The sequence below is a fragment of the Pseudarthrobacter cellobiosi genome, assembly GCF_023913815.1.
Lineage (GTDB): Bacteria > Actinomycetota > Actinomycetes > Actinomycetales > Micrococcaceae > Arthrobacter > Arthrobacter cellobiosi.
In genome coordinates this window covers 100,632-119,612 of the sequence record NZ_JAMXBK010000016.1, presented here as the reverse complement: position 1 = coordinate 119,612, position 18,981 = coordinate 100,632, and the positions used below count along the sequence as shown (strand labels likewise).

The window sequence follows — 18,981 nt, the reverse complement described above, 5'->3', positions numbered from 1 at the left end:
CACCCCGGGACCCGCGGGTTCCGAGAATTGTCGAACACCGCGTGTACCTAGAACACCTCTCGCTCACTGACTTCCGCAGCTACGCCCAGGTTGACCTTCCCCTCGAACCGGGGGTCACCGTGCTCGTCGGGGCAAACGGCATCGGCAAAACCAACCTCATGGAGGCCATCGGATACCTGGCCACGCTCAGCTCGCACAGGGTCAGCTCCGACGCCCCACTGCTGCGGTTCGGCAAGGACCGTGCGCTGGTCCGGGCCCGCCTGGTCCGTGGCGGGCAGACCACGGTCCTGGAACTTGAGATCAACGCCAGCCGCGCCAACCGGGGGCGGATCAACCGCAGCAATCCCGTCCGGGCCAGGGATCTCCTGGGGATCTGCCAGACGGTGCTTTTCGCCCCCGAGGACCTGGCGCTTGTCAAGGGAGATCCGTCCAACCGCCGCCGGTTCCTCGACGAGCTGCTGGTCAGCCTTATGCCCCGGCACTCGGCGACCCGCACGGACTATGACCGTGTCCTGAAGCAGCGCAACGCCCTGCTCAAATCCGCCCGGGCCGGAAAATTCACTGCCGGCCATGAGGCCACCCTCGATGTCTGGGACCAGCACATGGCCCGGGCAGGCGCCGAGCTGCTGCACGCACGGCTGGCGCTGGTGGAACTGCTGCGCCCGCATCTGGCCAAGGCATATGCCCAGCTCACGGATGGCTCCAAGGAGGCCAACGCCGTCTACCGGTCCACCCTGCAAAACCTGATGGACGACGACGGCGGCGCAGCAGCGGGTGCCGGCGCCGGTTTGATGGTGGATGGGTCCGCCGCTGCCGAAGATCTGCGGAACCTCACCGTTGAGGACCTCACCGGGCGCTATGTCCAGGCCTTTGCAGCCTCCCGCCGCAAGGAACTTGAACGCGGAATCTCCTTGGTGGGGCCGCACCGGGATGAGCTGGAACTGATCCTCGGCGAAGCGCCTGCCAAGGGATATGCCTCGCATGGCGAGACCTGGTCCATGTGCCTCTCCCTCCGGCTCGCTTCCTATTACGTCATGCTCGATGACGCGAGGACCGGCGGGTCTGCACCGATCCTCATCCTCGACGACGTTTTCGCCGAGCTGGATGTGCAGCGCCGGCGTAAACTGGCGGCAATAGTCTCCGGCGCGGAACAGGTCCTGGTGACCGCCGCCGTCGACGCCGATATCCCGGAGGAACTCTCCGGCCGGCGGGTGAAGGTCATCCCGGGAGGAATCGATGAATAAGGATGAAAAGGGCGGGCTGCAGCCCGGCCGGGATCCTGACAACATCGACGCGCCGCAGGCTGCGCTGAACCGCATGCGTGAGGCCGCGGCCGCACGCGGCGAAATCCGCCGGAAGGCACCCCCCAAGGCCGGCGCCGCCAAGACAAAGGGTGGGATCCGGGATACCCGCGGTTTCAGCCAGTTCCATTCCACCGGCCGTGATCCGCTGGGGCTTGGCAAAGTGGTAGGACGCCTCGTGGCCGAACGCGGCTGGAGCTCGCCGGTAGCGGTGGGGTCGGTCATGGCAGAGTGGGCCACGCTGGTTGGCCCGGAGATCTCAGCGCACTGCACCCCGGAGAGTTTCACCGATACCACCCTTCACGTGCGCTGCGACTCGACGGCCTGGTCCACGCAGCTGCGGCTGCTGAGCAACAGCCTGCTGGAGAAGTTCCGCACGGAACTGGGCGATGGCGTGGTCACCAGCATCCAGGTGCTCGGCCCGTCAGCACCCAGCTGGCGCAAGGGCGGACGTACCGTCAACGGCCGCGGGCCGCGCGATACCTACGGTTAGCCGCCGCCGTCGACTCTTGAATATTCGTCCGGCGGCGTGTAGGGCGGGCTAACGCCCTTGGGGCGTATAGGAACCCGGAGACGGGACCTCGAGAGCGCCCTAGGCGGGGTCAATGGCCTCGCATCGGCACATCAAGGTCCCGCGACGCCCGCCGGAATGCGGGTTTGCGGCCCATTTCACGATAGAATCACAGCAGATAACTGGGCGCCGGTGAAACGTTGACTGAGTCCGTTTTCCGCACGCTCTCCGCAGGCGGACTTCGGTCCTGCACGTCGACGTATCCGTCAGCGCCATCAGCTTGTGCCTGTTGGCGGATGCTTTCCCCTGGAAGGCCGCCGCCGGCCATCATCGAAAAAGAGGAGTCGACAGCACCTGTGGCTAACGACAATACAGATACCCAGGCAGTGGACCGCGCAACGGAGGACGTCCCTACCCCCGATACGCCGGCGGAGGCCGTGACACCCCGGGAATACGGCGCAAGCGACATCACCGTACTTGAGGGCCTCGAAGCCGTCCGGAAACGCCCGGGCATGTATATCGGCTCCACCGGGCCGCGCGGCCTGCACCACCTGGTCTATGAAGTGGTGGACAACTCTGTTGACGAGGCGCTGGCCGGGTACTGCACGCACATCGAAATAGTCCTGCAGGCCGACGGCGGCGTCAAAGTTGTTGATGATGGCCGCGGAATTCCGGTGGACATGCATCCCACCGAGCACAAGCCCACCGTTGAAGTGGTTATGACCATCCTGCACGCGGGCGGCAAGTTCGGCGGCGGCGGTTACGCAGTCTCGGGCGGCCTCCACGGTGTGGGTATCTCCGTGGTGAACGCGCTCTCCAGCAGGGTGGACACTGAAGTCCGGCGGCAGGGCAACGTCTGGCGGATGTCCTTCGCCGACGGCGGCAAGCCCCAGGGCGGGCTGGTCAAGGGGGAAGAAAGCGCCACCACCGGCACCACCCAGACCTTCTACCCGGACGCGGGAATCTTCGAATCCACTGAATTTGATTTCGAGACGCTCCGCGCCCGCTTCCAGCAGATGGCCTTCCTGAACAAGGGCCTGCGGATCACGCTCACGGACGAGCGCACCGCAGCGTCGAACGCGGACGCCAATGAGGACCTCAACCTTGACGTCGTGGTTACCGAAGGTGAAGTCACCGCTGAGCACCGCACCGTGGTGTACCAGTACGACGACGGCCTGCTGGACTATGTGAAGCACCTGAACTCCGGCAAGAAGGTTGATGTCGTCCACGAAGACGTCATTTCCTTCGAAACCGAGGACACCGAGCGGCACATCGCGCTGGAAATGGCGATGCAGTGGACCAACGCGTATTCCGAGAGCGTCCACACCTATGCCAACACCATCAACACCCACGAGGGCGGCACCCACGAAGAGGGTTTCCGCGCCGCGATGACCTCCCTCATCAACCGCTACGCGCGGGAGAAGAGCATCATCAAGGAAAAGGACGACAACCTCACCGGTGACGATATCCGTGAAGGCCTCACGGCGGTCATCTCCGTGAAGCTGGCCGAGCCGCAGTTCGAGGGCCAGACCAAGACCAAGCTCGGCAACTCCGAGGTCAAGGGCTTCGTCCAGCGCGTTGTCACCGACGGCCTGGGCGACTGGCTGGAACGCAACCCCGGCCCCGCCCGCGATGTCATCCGCAAGGCCATCTCCGCGGCCCAGGCCCGGATGGCCGCCCGGAAGGCCCGTGACAATGCGCGCCGCAAGAGCCCGCTGGAATCCTTCGGGATGCCCGGCAAGCTGTCAGACTGTTCCTCGAAGGACCCCGCCCGCTGCGAGGTGTACATCGTGGAGGGCGACTCCGCCGGCGGTTCCGCCAAGCGAGGCCGCAACCCTGAAACCCAGGCCATCCTGCCGCTGCGCGGCAAGATCCTGAACGTGGAGCGGGCCCGGCTGGACAAGGCCCTGGGCAACACCGAGGTCCAGTCCATGATCACCGCGTTCGGCACCGGCATCGGCGAGGACTTCGACCTCAGCAAGCTCCGGTACCACAAGATTGTGCTGATGGCCGATGCCGACGTTGACGGCCAGCACATCACCACGCTGCTCATGACGCTGCTGTTCCGCTACATGCGCCCGCTGATCGAAAACGGCTACGTGTACCTGGCGCAGCCCCCGCTGTACCGGATCAAGTGGTCCAACGCACCGCACGACTACGTCTTCAGCGACAAGCAGCGCGATGCCAAGCTCCTGTCCGGGCAGGCCGCCGGCCGCCGTATTCCGAAGGACAACGGCATCCAGCGCTATAAGGGCCTGGGCGAGATGGACTATACCGAGCTGTGGGACACCACCATGGACCCGGACCACCGGACCCTCCTGCAGGTCACCATGGACGATGCCCTGGCAGCGGACCAGACCTTCTCCACACTGATGGGCGAAGACGTGGAGTCCCGCCGAAACTTCATCCAGCAGAACGCCAAGGACGTCAGGTTCCTGGATATCTGACCGGTTCACCGAGTAGATATTCCAAGTCCGACATATACCTGAAACGGAAAATATAAACGATGAGTGACGAGACACCCGAGAACCCGGCGGAATCCGCCGATCTTCCGGAAACCGTTCTTGAAGGCGACGTGCTGGTTGACCGCGTGGAGCAGGTGGACCTGCAGACGGAAATGCAGCGCTCGTACCTGGACTACGCCATGGCCGTTATTGTGGGCCGTGCTCTTCCCGACGTGCGCGATGGCCTCAAGCCCGTGCACCGCCGCGTGCTGTACGCAATGTTCGACGGCGGTTACCGGCCGGAACGGTCCTTCAACAAGTGCGCCCGTGTGGTGGGCGAGGTCATGGGCCAGTACCACCCCCACGGCGACACCGCGATCTATGATGCGCTGGTCCGCCTGATCCAGGACTGGACCATGCGGTACCCGCTGGCCCTGGGCCAGGGCAACTTCGGTTCGCCGGGCAATGACGGTGCCGCCGCCCCGCGGTACACCGAAACGAAAATGTCCCAGCTGGCCATGGAGATGGTCCGGGACATCGACGAGGAAACCGTCGACTTCCAGGACAACTACGACGGCAAGAACCAGGAACCCACCATCCTGCCGGCCCGTTTCCCCAACCTGCTGGTCAACGGCTCCTCCGGCATTGCCGTGGGCATGGCCACCAACATTCCGCCACACAACCTCCGCGAAGTAGCTGACGGCGTCCAGTGGTACCTGGCAAATCCGACGGCCAGCCGCGAGGAACTGCTCGAAGAGCTGCTGCTCCGTATCAAGGGTCCCGATTTCCCCACCGGCGCGACCATTCTCGGCCACAGGGGCATTGAGGACGCGTACCGGACGGGCCGTGGCTCCGTGACCATGCGCGCCGTGGTCAACGTCGAGGAACTCCAGGGCCGTACGTGCCTGGTTGTCACCGAACTGCCCTACCAGGCCAACCCGGACAACCTGGCCATCAAGATCGCCGAACTGGTCAAGGACGGGAAGATCTCCGGTATTGCGGACCTCCGCGACGAGACCTCCGGCCGCACCGGCCAGCGGCTGGTCATTGTGCTCAAGCGCGACGCCGTGGCCAAGGTGGTGCTGAACAACCTGTACAAGCACACCGACCTGCAGAGCAACTTCTCCGCCAACATGCTGGCCATCGTGGACGGGGTGCCGCGCACGTTGAGCCTGGACGCCTTCATCCGCCATTGGGTAACGCACCAGCTGGACGTCATTGCGCGCCGTACCCGCTACCGCCTGCGCAAAGCCGAGGAAGAGGCGCACATCCTGCGTGCCCTCCTGAAGGCACTGGACGCGCTGGACGAAGTCATTGCGCTCATCCGTGCGTCCAACACCACCGAAGCCGCGCGCGACGGACTGATGCAGCTGCTGGACATCGACGAACTGCAGGCCCGGGCCATCCTGGACATGCAGCTGCGCCGCCTGGCAGCCCTGGAACGCCAGAAGATCCAGGACCGCCATTCCGAACTTGAGGCCCTGATCGCCGAGTACAATTCGATCCTTTCCTCCGAGGAACGCCAGCGCGAAATCATCAGCACCGAGCTGGGCGAAATCGTGGCCAAGCACGGTGATGACCGCCGCACCAAGATCCTGATGGGCTTCGACGGCGACATGTCCATGGAGGACCTGATCCCCGAAGAGGAAATGGTTGTCACCATTACCCGCGGCGGTTACGTCAAGCGCACGCGCAGCGACAACTACCGGTCGCAGCAGCGCGGCGGCAAGGGCATCAAGGGCGCCCAGCTCCGCGGCGACGACGTGGTGGAGCATTTCTTCGTGACTACCACCCACCACTGGCTGCTCTTCTTCACCAACCTCGGCCGGGTCTACCGGGCGAAGGCGTACGAACTGGTGGAGGCCGGCCGTGATGCCAAGGGCCAGCACGTCGCCAACCTGATGGCCTTCCAGCCGGACGAGCACATCGCCCAGGTCCTGGACATCAGGGACTACCAGCAGGCCCCTTACCTGGTGCTGGCCACCAAGCGGGGACTGGTCAAGAAGACCCGGCTGGAGGACTACGACACCAACCGTTCCGCCGGCGTCATCGCGATCAACCTGCGTGACGAGGACGAGCTGGTTTCCGCCCAGCTGGTCTCCGAAACGGATGACCTCATGCTGGTGTCCCGCATGGGCCAGTCCATCCGCTTCACCGCCACCGACGATGCCCTGCGTCCCATGGGCCGGGCCACGTCCGGTGTCACGGGCATGAAGTTCCGCGAGGACGATGAACTGCTGGCGGCCGACGTCGTCACGGACGGTTCGTTTGTCTTTGTCGTCACCGAGGGTGGGTACGCCAAGCGCACCGCGGTGGAGGAATACCGCCTGCAGGGCCGCGGCGGCCTGGGCATCAAGGTGGGCAAGTACCAGGAGGAACGGGGCCACCTTGTGGGCGCCCTGATTGTCCAGGAAGAAGACGAGGTCCTGGTGGTCATGGAAGGCGGCAAGGTTGTCCGTTCATCCGTGGCCGGCGTACCTGCCAAGGGCCGCGACACCATGGGTGTTATCTTCGCGAAGCCGGACAAGAATGACCGCATCATTGAGGTGGCCAGGAACAGCGAACGCGGCCTCGAGGGCGAAGAATCCGTGGACGATGACGTAACGTTGGCTGAAGAGGCCGGGTCCCCCGAGGGATCCGCAGGGTCAGCAACAACGGCAGAAACATCACCGGCTGTTGAGTCAGAGGACGCCTCCGGCGACGCTGAGCCGAACGAAGACTACACCGGAGGTAACGAGTGAGTAATCCCGACTCATATCCCAAGCCGAGCAGCAATGTCCCCGGCGGAACGCCGCCGCCCGCGGCCGCACCCCGGGTGAACGCCCCCGTCCGTCCGCAGCAGCGCCCACCAGCCCCTACGGGCGCGCCGGGGCAGCGGCCGGCCGTTCCCGGCCAGCGCCCTGCGCAGGATCGGGTTCCGGCGGGCCAGACCGGCCAGCGTGCCGGACAGGGCAGGCCGGCGGCAGCACAGACCAGCCAGCGCCCAGTGCAGGGCCAGCCCGGCCTGGTCAAGCCTGCACCCAAGGCCAAGGTAAGGCGTGCACGGCTGCTGGTCAGCAAGGTGGATCCCTGGTCTGTCCTGAAGATGGCATTCCTCCTGTCGGTGGCGCTGGGAATCGTCACCGTGGTGGCCGCCATCGTCCTATGGACTGTCCTGGACCTCACCGGAATCTTTGACCAGGTGGACAGCCTCCTGGGCACCCTGGCAGGCTCCGAAGGCGGCGGGTTCGAACTGAAGAAGGTCGCATCCCTGGGCCAGGTGGCTTCCTTTGCCACGATCATCGCCGTGGTGAACGTTGTCCTGCTGACGGCGCTGTCCATGCTGTCAGCGGTGCTTTACAACATCTCCGCAACGCTTGTTGGCGGCATCGGCGTCACCCTCACGGACGACTGAAAACCCATGATTTCACCGGAATTTCTCCGGCGAAATGCCTCGATTTGAGATCGGGCCGGGATGTGCTGTAAAGTCATGTCTCGGCCCGATGAGGCATCGGGGCGTATAGCTCAGGCGGTTAGAGCGCTTCGCTGATAACGAAGAGGTCCCAGGTTCAAGTCCTGGTACGCCCACGGAACCTGTGCAGGTTCGAAGGAAGGTTCAGTTTGCTTCACGGCAGGCAGGACCGGAACGGGGAGCATGTGAAGAAGTTGCTGGTACTTGCAGCTGCGATCGCAGGCGTCCTGCTCTATAGGAAAGCACAGGAATCCGAGGCCCGGAAAACAGTCTGGAGCCAGTCGACCGACAAGGTCGAATAGGCTGGATTCCCGGACCGGGAGCTTGCAAAAGGCTCCACGGTTCTAGGGTATGATTGACGGGTTGCTTCTTATGGGGGCATGGCGCAATTGGTAGCGCACCTGCTTTGCAAGCAGGGGGTTCGGGGTTCGAGTCCCCGTGCCTCCACCATAAGGAAGTCCCGGACAGCCGAAAGGCTGTCCGGGACTTTTTCGTTAAATGCAGAACAGTAGGGTTGAACGGTGAACTTTCTTCTTGCGGCCGTGGGCGTCCTGGGCGTGGCGTCGTCCGGGCCGTTGATCGCCGCGACCCTCGGTGCCACCACCGTCAGTGCCCTCGCCATCGCCTTCTGGCGCAACGCCATCGGGGCTGCCGTCATGGCCACTCCCACCCTGGTCCGCGAACCCCGGCAGTTCGGCCGGATCACCGGTCCCGAGTTCCGCTGGTCGCTGCTCGCCGCCGTCGCCCTGGCCCTGCACTTTGCCTGCTTCATCACGTCCCTCCAGCTGACCTCCGTTGCTGCCGCTACCGCCCTGGTCTGCCTGCAGTCGGCCTGGATCGCGGTCTTCCAACTCTTCCGTGGCACCAGGCACCGCTGGCAGGTGCTGGCAGGGCTTGGGATCGCCTTTGGTGGTGTTGTCACCATCACCGGGTTCGACATGGGATCCTCGACGGACGCACTCCTGGGTGACCTGCTGGCCGTCGCCGGCGGGGCTCTGGCCGGCCTCTACACGCTCGCCGGCGGCAAGGCCCGGCAGACCATGACCACGGGAACGTACACCACGCTCTGCTACGGGATGTGCGCGGCCTTTGTGGCGGTGCTGGCGCTCTTCAGCGGCCAGCCGCTGGTAGGGTTCGACGCCGTTGGCTGGGTGGGGATCCTGGCGATCACCGTGTGTGCCCAACTGGTCGGCCACACAGCCTTCAATTACCTGCTGGCCACCATGAGCCCGCTGCTGGTGTCGATGATCATCCTGCTGGAGATCCCCGGCGCAGCCGTGCTGGCCGCGGTCTTCCTGCACGAGACCCTGCCCGCAGGCACCTACGGCGGGCTGGGGCTCATCCTCGTGGGCCTAGCCGTCGTGGTTCTGGGACAGCGGTCAGGCTTCAGGAAACGGCGTGAAGGTTCCGCCGCGCGTGGGGATGAACCGCCGTCGGACCGTCTGGCTGAGCTCGGAACGGACTGAGGCCGGGCAAGGTCCGTGAAGCGGGCCTATTGTCCGCCGCGGCGGACAGGCTGGGCGGTGTTGACCGTGTGGATGGCCCGCAGGAGCTTCGCCGGGAAATAGACCGAGAAGAACACCACCATGGGTGCCTTGAGTGCCATTTTCTTGACGTTGTGCGCCTTGTACGTGCGGTCGAAGCGGGTCACGTAATACCGGTAGTCCCGCGGTGAATCCTCGAGCCGGCGGGCGGACATCCCGGATACCATTTGGGGCCAGTACTGGACCTTGAGTTCGTGGTCAGCGAGGTGCAGGGAGAGGTCGATGTCCTCGTGCATCTCGTCCTTCTCGTCCCGGCAGGTTTCGTCCCGGATGGTTTCCCATGCCGTAGCCCGCAGGGCCATGTTGGAGCCGAACAGGAAATGGTACTGGTGCTTGGCGAGCTTGAGCATCAGCTGACGCATCTTGTCGTCTGCCTTGAGCCCGAACCGCCGCATCGGCATGTCGTAGTAGACCACCGGTCCGGTGGCTGCCTGGACTGACGGATCAAAAAAGGCCTTCTGGACCTGCTCCACCCAGTCCGGCTCGACAACCGAATCGGCGTCAATGCGACCCAGGACGTCGCCGGTGGCATGGTTGAGGCCAAAATTTCGGGTGGGAATCAGGCCCTGGTCCCGGTCCTGGCTGAGCAGGATGATGGGACTTTCCGGATACTCCAGCTGCATCTGCGCCACGATGGCGGCGGTGCGGTCAGTGGAGAGGTTGTCCACCACGATGATTTCGTGGGCCGGCATCGACTGGTACACCGCAGCGATGAGACACTGCCGGATGACACTTTCCTCGTTGTAGGCCGGGATGACAATGGACACGCACGGCAGCTGTGCTGCGTCGTTCAAGGCATCCCCAGAGGATTTATCGGCTGACATCAGTTCAAATTTAGCACCGATCGGGATTTGTCCTGCCAGCGACTGGGTCCAGCCCGGACAAACACTGGGAAAACACTGAAAGGGCCCCGCACCAGGCGGAGCCCCTTCAATGGACGGCGCGACGGCGCCGGAAGTGCTAGTTGCTGCTCTTGTCCGTGGAACCGTTCATGTTGGCCGCAATGTTCTTTATGGCGGTCTTGGCATCGGTGGACGCCTTGGCTGCTGCGTCTGCCGATTCATCGGCGACGTGCTTGGCCTTCTCGGTCGCGTCCTCCGCATCCGCGGCAACATCCTCTGCCTGGCCGGCCACGGCGTCAGCGGCCGAAGCGGTGGCGGCTGCAGCCTTGCTGGCTGCGTCCCCGGCCGTGTCCTTGGCGTCGTTCACGGTGGTGGCAGGAACCGGCGCCGGAGTGGGGGTGACAGGCGAAGGGGTCTTCCACGGGTCTTCCACGGGCTTGGAGGCCTTCCAGGCGGCGACGCCGGCGGCGACGGCTGCGGCGATGATGCCGAATACCAGCCAGCCGCGCTTCTTGGGCTTCTGCGGCTGGGCGATCTGGACCCCTACGGCCTTACCGGCTTCGTGCGCGGCGGCCTTGAGCTGCGTGCCGGCCGTCTGTGCCTGCTCCTGGAGGGAATGCACTACGCCGGAATCGGCAAGCCGCTGGGCGACGGCGTCCACGTGGGACGGCGCGCTTTCCAAGGTGCGGTGCACGGCGTCGGACGCGTGGCCGATCTGGTCCGAAAGGCGCGGCAGGTATTCCACCACCACGCGGTCCCGGGCGTTCTGGATAACGGGAGCGGCCTTGTCCAGGGCTTCGTACAGGCGCGGAGTGGCGACCTCAACGGCGTCGTGGATTTTCGGGGCGAGCTGGGCCAGCCCCTCCTGGATGCGCGGTGTCACTGTTGCAACACCGTCGGCAAGGTTGTGGGCCGCGGTCTTGAGCCCTTCCTGAATCATGGGAGAGGCGGTGTCCAGGCCATGCTGCAGGCGGGGAACTGCCCAATCCACTGCTGCTTCCACGCGGGGGGATGCCCAGTCCTTGGCGCTCTCAACTGCGCTGTTGACTGACTGTTCAAGGTCACGGGCAATACGATCCGATTTCTTCACAACTACCTCCCGATTAATGTGACGGTTCTGTTGTTAGCCTACGTGCCTTGACCTGCACCGGCTATTCTTCCCGCGGATTTACAGCTGATTTCACCCAGCGCGGAACTGCCGGTACTGCCCCTTCCACGTTGACCTGCCGTGAAAGAATAGGCGGCATGACTGCAATCGCAACTGCAAAAGCAACCATCCACACCAGCCTCGGCGACATCGTCGTTAATCTCTTCGGCAACCATGCGCCGAAGACGGTCAAGAACTTCGTTGGCCTGGCCACCGGGGAGCAGGCCTGGACCCACCCCGAGACCGGTGAGGACAAGACTGGCACGCCGCTGTATGACGGCACCATCTTCCACCGCATCATCAAGGACTTCATGATCCAGGCCGGCGATCCGCTGGGCCGCGGCGTGGGCGGACCTGGCTACAAGTTCGACGACGAGATCCACCCCGAACTCAGCTTCAACGCCCCGTACAAGCTGGCCATGGCCAACGCCGGCATCCAGGCGGGCAAGGGCACCAACGGTTCGCAGTTCTTCATCACCACCATCCCCACCGACTGGCTGCAGGGCAAGCACAGCATCTTCGGCGAGGTTGCTGACGAGGACTCCAAGAAGGTCGTCGACGCCATCGAGGGCGTCCGCACCGGCATGGGCGACCGCCCGGTTGAGGACGTCACCATCAACAGCATCGACATCGAGCAGCTCTAACCCATCACATGAGCTACGGAATTCCGGCGGCTGAGCCGTCCGCGCAGGTTCCGGTGTGCCCCAGGCACCCGGACCGGCCTTCCTATGTGCGCTGCCAGCGCTGCGGCCGCCCAGCGTGCCCGGACTGCCAGCGGGCGGCCGCCGTCGGATTCCAGTGTGTTGACTGCGTCAACAAAACAAAGCGCACGACGCCGGCGGTCAAGACTGTCTACGGCGGCGCCGTGGCAACCGGCAAACCCGTTGTGACGTTTGGAATTATCGCCCTGTGCGCGGTGATGTACGTTCTGCAATGGGTGGTCCCCGGCGAGTGGATCTACCAGAACCTGGCATTCGCCAATGTTTTTGCCACTCCCGAATTTGGTGAGTTCGAACCGTGGCGGATGCTGACGGCGGCGTTCCTTCACTCCCAGGGATTCATCCTCCACATTGTGCTGAACATGTACATGCTGTGGATTTTCGGCCAGGCACTCGAACCGCTTCTGGGCCGGGTCCGCTTCCTGGCGTTGTATCTCATCTCTGCCATCGGAGGGTCTGTCGGCTATCTCTTGCTGACCCCCGGCTACGTGCCTGACGTGCCTCTTGCCGGAGTGGTGGGCGCCTCGGGGGCGATCTTTGGACTCTTCGGGGCGATGCTGCTGGTACAGCGGCACCGCGGCGGGGATACGCGGCAACTGTGGGTCCTGATCGCCATCAACGGCGTGATCGGATTTGTGGTCCCCCAGATCGCCTGGCAGGCGCACCTGGGCGGGCTCGTCACAGGCGCCCTTTGCGCTGCCGTGATTGCATACACGCCCCGGGGCCCACGGCAGGGCCCACGGCAGGGCCTGCTGCACGCGGCCGGACTGGTCGCCGTCGTTCTCCTGCTGGCCCTGGCGAGCTGGCTCCGCGTCACGGCCGGTTGACCGTCCGGGTCCTCGGGCCCAGCTCCAACAGACCACTTAGACCCCGGTGTCCCAACGGACACCGGGGTCTTTCTGTGCCTCGTGAGTCCTCCGCACCGCGCCGCCGTTCATTTGCTGGGTGCGTCCCGGCGTGTGAGCAGCCCGTGGTCCGCGTCAGGCCATGACGACGGCGCCTACGTTATCCACAGGGGTTATCCACACTGTTGGTAACTTACACGGGTGTAGTTCAGGATTTCGATGGGCCCCTTGCTCCCGCACGTCCGCCCTTTTGCCGGATTTGATCATCCTGTTGTCCACAATTGTGGAAAACATATGGGGATGCGCCTGTGGTTAAGTGGAAAAACACGCCATTTGAACCCGACCTGTGGATATCTTGGCCATTTCCCGAGTAGGGGGCCCACAGGAGGGGATCCGGCCTGCCAGTATCAACAGGGTTATTCACAGTGTTAACAACTTACAGACATGTAGTTAACCTTCAGTGTTTCCCCGACTGGGGCACCTGAGGGGTCCGCTCGGGCCGCCCTGTGGATTGTTATCCACAACTGTGGATAACTTGTGGGTAGTTCAGTGTTAGTAAGTGGATAACACGTGTGTGTGCGAGGGTGTTCGTACGCAGCATCGGACCCAACAAGCTTCCAGCCAGGAGGACCGCCTTGAGCGCCACCGCAACAACCCAGCACATCTACCTCGACAAGCAGCACCCTGCGGTATGGTGCGCTCTCAACGGTCTGGGGTTGAAAGTGCGCGAAGCCGCCGACGCGGCCGGGATTGACCGCAAGACCATAGAGCTGCTCAACGTGCGGATCTCCCAGATCAACGGCTGCGCCTTTTGTCTCGACATGCATGTGCGGGACGCCGTGGAGGCCGGGGAGAGGCACCAGCGGCTTGCTGTCCTGCCGGCCTGGCGCGAGACGGCCCTGTTCACGGACAAGGAGCGGGCGGCCCTGGCCCTGGCCGAATGCATCACCGAACTGCCGGACCACCGGGCCCGCCAGCGTGAGGAAGGATATGCCCGTCAGCACCTCAGTGCGGATGAATTTTCTGCGGTCAGCTGGCTGGTGATCACCCTGAACGCCTTTAACCGGGTGTCCATCACCAGCCACCATCCGGTCCGCCGGGATCGCTGACCGGGCCGGCACCGGACCACCCAAAGGCCCGGGTAGGACAACTGAGATTACCCCGGGCCTTTAGATTACCCCGGGCCTTTAGCGGACTGCTGGGTGTGCCCCTGGGTGGTGACACCAAGGACGCCATGGTCGGGTCAGTGTGAATTATCCACAGCCAATCCACACTGTTAATAACTGTCCGTCGAGCGCTTTGGATCCGGTCCCGTGCGCCATGGCCTGCACGGGCGGCTGTCGCTTCCGGAGCCGGGAAAGTTATGCACATTGTGGATAACTTTCCCAACAGCTGTGGACAACAGGCTCCGGCGGAGCGTCCGGTCAGATCTCCCCGGAGCGGCAGGTCAGCAGGTCCAGACGCCTGAGGATCCGCGCCGGTGGCTGTCCAGAAGATGGGTGTCCACCATGCCGATGGCTTCCATCAGCGCGAATATGGTGGTGGGGCCAACGAACGAGAATCCCTGCGTCCGCAGCGCCTTGGACAGCGCTACTGATTCCGGTGACTGCGTGGGGATCTCCGCGTGCGTGACCGGCTGGGGAGTGGTCCGGGGCTGGAACTGCCAGACGAAGTCAACCAGGCCTTCCCGCTCGCGCAGCGCGATGGTGGCCCGGGCATTGGTGATGGCGGCACGGATCTTGAGCCGGTTGCGGACGATGCCGGGATCCTGGAGCAGGCGCTCAACATCCGCTTCCGTAAAAGCGGCAACAGCGTCCGGCTGGAAGTCGAGGAAAGCCTGACGGAAGGCAGGGCGCTTCCGGAGGATCGTTGCCCACGAGAGACCTGCCTGGAAGCCCTCAAGGCAGATGCGCTCGTACAGGCCTTGTTCGTCCCGGACGGGCAGGCCCCATTCGGAGTCGTAGTACTCGCGCAACAGCGGATCCACGGCGGCCCACGGCGGACGGGCGAGGCCGTCGTCGCCCAGGACAGTTCCGTCCACACCCTCGTTTAGGGGCTGGGCGGCGGCCGCGGGAGTCATGCGGGTTCTGCGGTCAGGTTCAGGAACGCCAGCGCGTGGTCATCAGGAAGCCGATGATGGCAATGCCGAAGCCGGCCACGATGTTCCACGACTCCCAGGCCTGGACAGGGAACCGGCCCTCGCTGATGTAGAACGTGATGATCCAGAAGAGCCCGATGATCATCAGGCCGAACATCACCGGCTTGAACCAAACAGCGTTGGGCTTATACGCCTGTGCCCCGGAAGCGGGCTGCGCGGCGCTGGAAGTCTTCTTGCGAGGCTTTGACTCGGGCACGTGCTCTCCTTGGCGGACTGGAGCAAGCTCGGCGCCGCGGGCTTGATATCCTGCAAGAAGGAAGTTGCCAGCGGTCTGCGCGATCTTGGTCAAATCTGGATTCTTACTAGCAGTCAATTCTAGCCGTAGTTCAGGGCACGCAAACGCCCATCGCGGCCACCCCGGAGGAGAACGCGTGGTAGTGCAGGAGAAGGCGAGGCGCGCCGCTACGCGGCCCGCCCGTGCGGCGCCCGCCCGCGCTTCCATTCTGCGTGGCACAGTGCAGGTGCTCGGCGAACTGCTCATTACGGCCGGCATTATCCTCCTGCTCTTTGTGGGCTGGCAGCTGTGGTGGACCAACATCGAATCCGACGCCAAGCAGAGCGCGGTCATCAAGGAATTCGCCCAGGGGCTGGGCGGCGCAGTGCCTGCAAGCCCGGAACCGGGCCCATCGGCGGCACCCGTGGATTACGGCACCCCGGCCGTTTCCGCGGCGCCAGGCCATGCCGGCACCATCGGCATCATGTACATCCCACGGTTTGGCACCAACTACACCCGGCCCATCGTGCAAGGAACCACCGGGGATGTCCTGGATACGCTGGGGCTCGGCCATTACGCCAACACGGCCATGCCCGGCGCCGTCGGCAACTTCGCTGTGGCCGGCCACCGGCAGACCCACGGTGCCGTCCTGGACAATATCCACACCCTTGTCCCTGGGGACAAAATCTACGTCCAGACCAAGGACGGCTACTACATCTACGTCTTCCGCAACAACCAGATTGTGATGCCTTCCCGGACCGATGTCCTGGAACCGGTCCCCACCCGCCCCGGCGTCACTCCCACCGAAAGCTTCCTCACCATGACCAGTTGCAATCCGCGCTTCGGCGCCGAGGAACGCATCATCGCCTACGCGCTGCTGGACAGCTGGCAGCCTGCCTCGGCGGGCCCGCCAGCCGAGATCGCCGCCCAGGTGGCCGCAGCGGTGGGGGGAAACTGAGTATGTACGGCTGGATTTTCCGCCACCTGCCGGGCCCCCTCTGGCTGCGGATCCTCACGTCGCTGGTGCTCATCGCCGGCGCACTGATCCTGATGGTTCAGTTCCTGTTCCCATGGATGTCCGGGTTCACCGCATTCACCGACTCAACGATTGGTTCTGCAAGCCAGCCATGACCACAACCAAAATCCTGGTCGTAGACAACTACGACAGCTTCGTTTACACCCTGGTGGGCTATCTCCAGGAACTCGGCGCCGAGACCACCGTTGTCCGCAACGACGACGTGACCCTCGCTGAAGCCATCGAGATGGCACAAACGCGCGACGGCGTCCTCATCTCACCCGGTCCGGGAAACCCCGCCGAGGCGGGCGTGTGCATTGAGTTGATCAAGTGGTGCGGCGCGAACAACAAGCCGATGTTCGGTGTGTGCCTGGGCCATCAGGCCCTGGCCGAAGCCTATGGCGGCACAGTGACCCACGCGCCGGAGCTGATGCACGGCAAGACCTCGCTGGTGGAGCACAACGGCACCAGCGTCTTCGCGGGGCTCCCCTCCCCCGTGACAGCGACGCGCTACCACTCGCTGGCAGCGGTAAGGGGCACCATCCCCGACCTCCTGGAGATCACCGCCGAGACCGCGACCGGCGTCGTGATGGGCCTGCAGCACCGCACAGCACCGCTGTGCGGAGTGCAGTTCCACCCGGAGTCGGTCCTGACCGAAGGTGGCTACCAGATGCTGGGCAACTGGCTCGAGTCCCTGGGAATGGCGGGAGCCGCCGCCCGTGCCGCCACGCTGAGCCCGCTCATCCAGCACTGACCGGCTCACACGAACAACGAGGGTCACTTCGCGCCCATGCCGGAGGGGAACATGGGCGCGAACTGACCCCGCGTTGCTTTAAGGAGCGAGTGGGGTTCAGCCCTTTTTAGTGGGTGTCGGCGTGGCCGTAGGCGATGGCGATGGCGGCGGGGCCGGTTCCTTGGCCACCACAATATTGATCGTCTTGCCCTGATCGACGGCGGCATTCACGGGGTCACTTTGATCCGTGACCCGGCCCGCCTCCACCTCGGAGTTCTCCACTTCCTGGACGTTTGGGACCAGGCCCAGTTCCTTCAGCGCCGTTTCCGCCTCGGCACGCGTGCGGCCGCGCAGTTCAGGTATGGACACCTTGCCGGTGGAAATCACGATCTCCACTGTGGTGCCCACCCCCACCATCTGGCCCGGTGCCGGGCTGGTGGTAATCACCCTGCCACCGGGAACGGTGGAGCTGTTGGCTGTGGTGGTGGAAGGGGCTCCCACGAGTCCTGCCTGGCGCAGGATGTCCCGTGCCGCGGCTTCTGTCTGGCCCGGAAGGTTCTCCGGAATCCTGACGGCGCTTGGGCCTTCAGAGATATTCAGGATCACCTCCGCATTGGGGTCAAGCGAGGTTCCGGCCACCGGGTCAGTGCCGATGGCCGTCCCGCTGGGTATGGTCTCGTGCTTGTTCCGTTTGATCTGCGGCCGCAGGTTGGCACCATAAAGTTCCTGCAGGGCCGCCGACTCCGTCAGGGCCGCCACCGCCGGGACCGCCACCTTGGGCGGCGCTGGAGCGGGCTGGTTCACGACGTTGTACAGCCAGAGACCGCCGCCGCCAAGAACCAGCAGGGTGAAGATCACCAGCGTGGCAATCCACGTACGACGACGGGACTTCTGCCGGGCGGTCCGCTCACGTTCCGGAGCGAAGCCCAAGGGCAGTTCATCGACATCCGACTGTCCCAGGGTGGCGGCCGCCATGACCGGTACGCCGTCAGTTCGGGTGTCGTCCGCGTTGCGCTGCCGGCCGGTGGGGTCATCGTCCAGGAAGCCGGCTCCGGTGAGCCCGAACGCCTCTGTCACGGGCGGGCGTTCCGGCGTCGGGACGTGGTCATTGGGATCGGTGGGGGCTTCGGTTGCGGCCAGCGCGGGCACGGACACGCCCGCCCGGGCTGCGCGCAGCGCACGCCGGAAGGCGGCCGCGTCCTGGAAACGGTCCGCCCGGTTCTTCTGCAGAGCCTTGGCCAGGACACTGTCCAGGGCGGCCGAGACCTCCGGGTTCACGCTGCTCGCGGGCTCCGGGATTTCCCTGACGTGCTGGTACGCCACGGACACGGGGCTGTCACCAATAAAGGGCGGGCGGGCGGTGAGCATTTCGTACAGCAGGCACGCTGCGGAGTAGAGGTCGCTGCGCGCATCCACTGTTTCGCCCCGGGCTTGCTCGGGCGAGAGGTACTGGGCAGTGCCCACCACGGCCTGGGTCTGCGTCATGGTGGCGGATGAATCGGCGATTGCCCGGGCAATCCCGAAGTCCATGACCTTCACGGAATTGGAGCCTTCGCAGTACATCACGTTGGCAGGTTTGATGTCCCGGTGGACGATGCCCGCCTTGTGGCTGTATTCAAGGGCAGAAAGCACGCCCAGGCAGAAGTCGATGGCCTGGTCAATGCTGACTTCCTTGGCCCGGATCAGGTCGCGGATGGTCCGGCCCTCAACAAACTCCATCACGATGTAGGGCACCCGGACACTGTCCTCCGAGCCATCCGGAACCGCATGTTCGCCCGTGTCGTAAATGGCTACGATGGACGGATGGTTCAGCGCCGCCACGGACTGCGCTTCCCGTTTGAAGCGCGCCTGGAACTGCGGATCACGGGCCATATCCGGGCGGAGAAGCTTGATAGCAACGGTCCGGCCAAGCCGGGTATCCACTCCGCGGTGGACATCCGCCATCCCCCCGCGGCCGATGATTCCGCCGAGTTCGTAGCGGCCGCTCAGGACACGCTGGTTATCCACTGGGAGGCTGTCCTCCCGGTGGAGCGGGGTGCGGGCCGAATCACTCACTG

Annotated in this window: 18 protein-coding genes and 2 tRNA genes; 15 read left to right on the top strand and 5 right to left on the bottom strand. The window is 64.4% G+C overall.

Translation table 11 applies throughout. From position 1 onward, the window contains the following. Positions 1-41 precede the first annotated feature (41 nt). The 9 genes from recF to NG701_RS02690 all read left to right on the top strand — a co-directional run bounded on the left by recF (position 42) and on the right by NG701_RS02690 (position 9,173). The gene (gene recF, locus NG701_RS02730) at positions 42-1,244 is read left to right on the top strand and encodes a DNA replication/repair protein RecF (protein WP_252564311.1); all 1,203 of its coding nucleotides are present in this window, start codon (positions 42-44) and stop codon (positions 1,242-1,244) included. Further along, positions 1,237-1,794 (top strand): DciA family protein, encoded by a 558-nt coding sequence (locus NG701_RS02725; protein ID WP_056342749.1) that lies wholly within the window; start codon positions 1,237-1,239, stop codon positions 1,792-1,794. Before recF ends, NG701_RS02725 begins: the two co-directional genes overlap by 8 nt. A 374-nt stretch (positions 1,795-2,168) precedes the next feature. Beyond that, a complete protein-coding gene (gene gyrB, locus NG701_RS02720; RefSeq protein WP_104060341.1) occupies positions 2,169-4,259 on the top strand; it encodes a DNA topoisomerase (ATP-hydrolyzing) subunit B in 2,091 nt (696 codons plus the stop codon). A gap of 59 nt (positions 4,260-4,318) precedes the next feature. Continuing rightward, the gene (gene gyrA / locus NG701_RS02715) at positions 4,319-6,997 is read left to right on the top strand and encodes a DNA gyrase subunit A (RefSeq protein ID WP_252564304.1); all 2,679 of its coding nucleotides are present in this window, start codon (positions 4,319-4,321) and stop codon (positions 6,995-6,997) included. Further along, positions 6,994-7,650: a DUF3566 domain-containing protein gene (locus NG701_RS02710; RefSeq protein ID WP_252564302.1), complete on the top strand. Its 657-nt coding sequence runs from the start codon at positions 6,994-6,996 to the stop codon at positions 7,648-7,650. The genes gyrA and NG701_RS02710 overlap by 4 nt, the downstream gene beginning before the upstream one ends. Before the next feature lie 99 nt (positions 7,651-7,749). Beyond that, positions 7,750-7,823 (top strand) — tRNA-Ile (locus NG701_RS02705). Positions 7,824-7,892: 69 nt separating this feature from the next. Then, positions 7,893-8,009, top strand: coding sequence for a DLW-39 family protein (locus tag NG701_RS02700; RefSeq protein WP_210412373.1), 117 nt, complete (start codon positions 7,893-7,895; stop codon positions 8,007-8,009). Between the two features lie 72 nt (positions 8,010-8,081). Beyond that, positions 8,082-8,157 (top strand) — tRNA-Ala (locus NG701_RS02695). A 71-nt stretch (positions 8,158-8,228) separates the two neighbouring features. Continuing rightward, entirely contained in the window at positions 8,229-9,173 is a 945-nt protein-coding gene (locus NG701_RS02690; protein ID WP_252564300.1) for a DMT family transporter, read from the top strand. Positions 9,174-9,199: 26 nt separating this feature from the next. On the opposite strand, the gene NG701_RS02685 is transcribed toward NG701_RS02690, so the two are convergent. Both NG701_RS02685 and NG701_RS02680 read right to left on the bottom strand, forming a co-directional pair. After that, complete coding sequence (locus NG701_RS02685; protein ID WP_252564299.1) at positions 9,200-10,075, bottom strand: glycosyltransferase family 2 protein; 876 nt, start codon at positions 10,073-10,075, stop codon at positions 9,200-9,202. 136 nt (positions 10,076-10,211) lie between these two features. Beyond that, positions 10,212-11,183, bottom strand: a complete 972-nt coding sequence (locus tag NG701_RS02680; protein ID WP_252564297.1) for a hypothetical protein — start codon at positions 11,181-11,183, stop codon at positions 10,212-10,214. Positions 11,184-11,338: 155 nt separating this feature from the next. Here NG701_RS02680 and NG701_RS02675 point away from each other — a divergent pair, with 155 nt between their 5' ends. From NG701_RS02675 to NG701_RS02665, 3 genes are all read left to right on the top strand, one after another. Then, positions 11,339-11,884: a peptidylprolyl isomerase gene (locus NG701_RS02675; protein ID WP_141138883.1), complete on the top strand. Its 546-nt coding sequence runs from the start codon at positions 11,339-11,341 to the stop codon at positions 11,882-11,884. Positions 11,885-11,892: 8 nt separating this feature from the next. Next, positions 11,893-12,786, top strand: a complete 894-nt coding sequence (locus NG701_RS02670; RefSeq protein WP_252564295.1) for a rhomboid family intramembrane serine protease — start codon at positions 11,893-11,895, stop codon at positions 12,784-12,786. 653 nt (positions 12,787-13,439) lie between these two features. After that, positions 13,440-13,913 (top strand): carboxymuconolactone decarboxylase family protein, encoded by a 474-nt coding sequence (locus NG701_RS02665; protein WP_252564294.1) that lies wholly within the window; start codon positions 13,440-13,442, stop codon positions 13,911-13,913. A 338-nt stretch (positions 13,914-14,251) separates the two neighbouring features. On the opposite strand, the gene NG701_RS02660 is transcribed toward NG701_RS02665, so the two are convergent. Both NG701_RS02660 and NG701_RS02655 read right to left on the bottom strand, forming a co-directional pair. Further along, entirely contained in the window at positions 14,252-14,884 is a 633-nt protein-coding gene (locus tag NG701_RS02660) for a DNA-3-methyladenine glycosylase I (RefSeq protein ID WP_252564292.1), read from the bottom strand. A 19-nt stretch (positions 14,885-14,903) separates the two neighbouring features. Then, the gene (locus NG701_RS02655) at positions 14,904-15,158 is read right to left on the bottom strand and encodes a cell division protein CrgA (protein ID WP_056342777.1); all 255 of its coding nucleotides are present in this window, start codon (positions 15,156-15,158) and stop codon (positions 14,904-14,906) included. A 175-nt stretch (positions 15,159-15,333) separates the two neighbouring features. On the opposite strand from NG701_RS02655, the gene NG701_RS02650 reads away from it, so the two are divergent. From NG701_RS02650 to NG701_RS02640, 3 genes are read left to right on the top strand one after another with little or no spacing between them, the layout of a single operon-like run. Beyond that, a complete protein-coding gene (locus tag NG701_RS02650) occupies positions 15,334-16,134 on the top strand; it encodes a class E sortase (protein WP_252564291.1) in 801 nt (266 codons plus the stop codon). A 2-nt stretch (positions 16,135-16,136) separates the two neighbouring features. Then, positions 16,137-16,307 carry a hypothetical protein gene (locus tag NG701_RS02645; RefSeq protein WP_167349826.1) on the top strand — a complete coding sequence of 57 codons (171 nt, stop codon included), beginning with the start codon at positions 16,137-16,139 and terminating at the stop codon, positions 16,305-16,307. Beyond that, complete coding sequence (locus tag NG701_RS02640) at positions 16,304-16,945, top strand: anthranilate synthase component II (RefSeq protein WP_252564289.1); 642 nt, start codon at positions 16,304-16,306, stop codon at positions 16,943-16,945. The genes NG701_RS02645 and NG701_RS02640 overlap by 4 nt, the downstream gene beginning before the upstream one ends. Before the next feature lie 96 nt (positions 16,946-17,041). Here NG701_RS02640 and pknB read toward each other — a convergent pair whose 3' ends face one another. Further along, positions 17,042-18,979 (bottom strand): Stk1 family PASTA domain-containing Ser/Thr kinase, encoded by a 1,938-nt coding sequence (pknB, locus tag NG701_RS02635; protein WP_308292583.1) that lies wholly within the window; start codon positions 18,977-18,979, stop codon positions 17,042-17,044. Positions 18,980-18,981 lie beyond the last annotated feature (2 nt).

Bases quoted from the DNA above. Each gene is read 5' to 3' on its own strand.
- NG701_RS02725 (WP_056342749.1), top strand. From the start codon at position 1,237: ATGAATAAGGATGAAAAGGGCGGGCTGCAGCCCGGCCGGGATCCTGAC.
- gyrA (WP_252564304.1), top strand. From the start codon at position 4,319: ATGAGTGACGAGACACCCGAGAACCCGGCGGAATCCGCCGATCTTCCG.
- NG701_RS02685 (WP_252564299.1), bottom strand. From the start codon at position 10,075: ATGTCAGCCGATAAATCCTCTGGGGATGCCTTGAACGACGCAGCACAG.
- NG701_RS02675 (WP_141138883.1), top strand. From the start codon at position 11,339: ATGACTGCAATCGCAACTGCAAAAGCAACCATCCACACCAGCCTCGGC.
- NG701_RS02670 (WP_252564295.1), top strand. From the start codon at position 11,893: ATGAGCTACGGAATTCCGGCGGCTGAGCCGTCCGCGCAGGTTCCGGTG.
- NG701_RS02660 (WP_252564292.1), bottom strand. From the start codon at position 14,884: ATGACTCCCGCGGCCGCCGCCCAGCCCCTAAACGAGGGTGTGGACGGA.
- NG701_RS02645 (WP_167349826.1), top strand. From the start codon at position 16,137: ATGTACGGCTGGATTTTCCGCCACCTGCCGGGCCCCCTCTGGCTGCGG.
- NG701_RS02640 (WP_252564289.1), top strand. From the start codon at position 16,304: ATGACCACAACCAAAATCCTGGTCGTAGACAACTACGACAGCTTCGTT.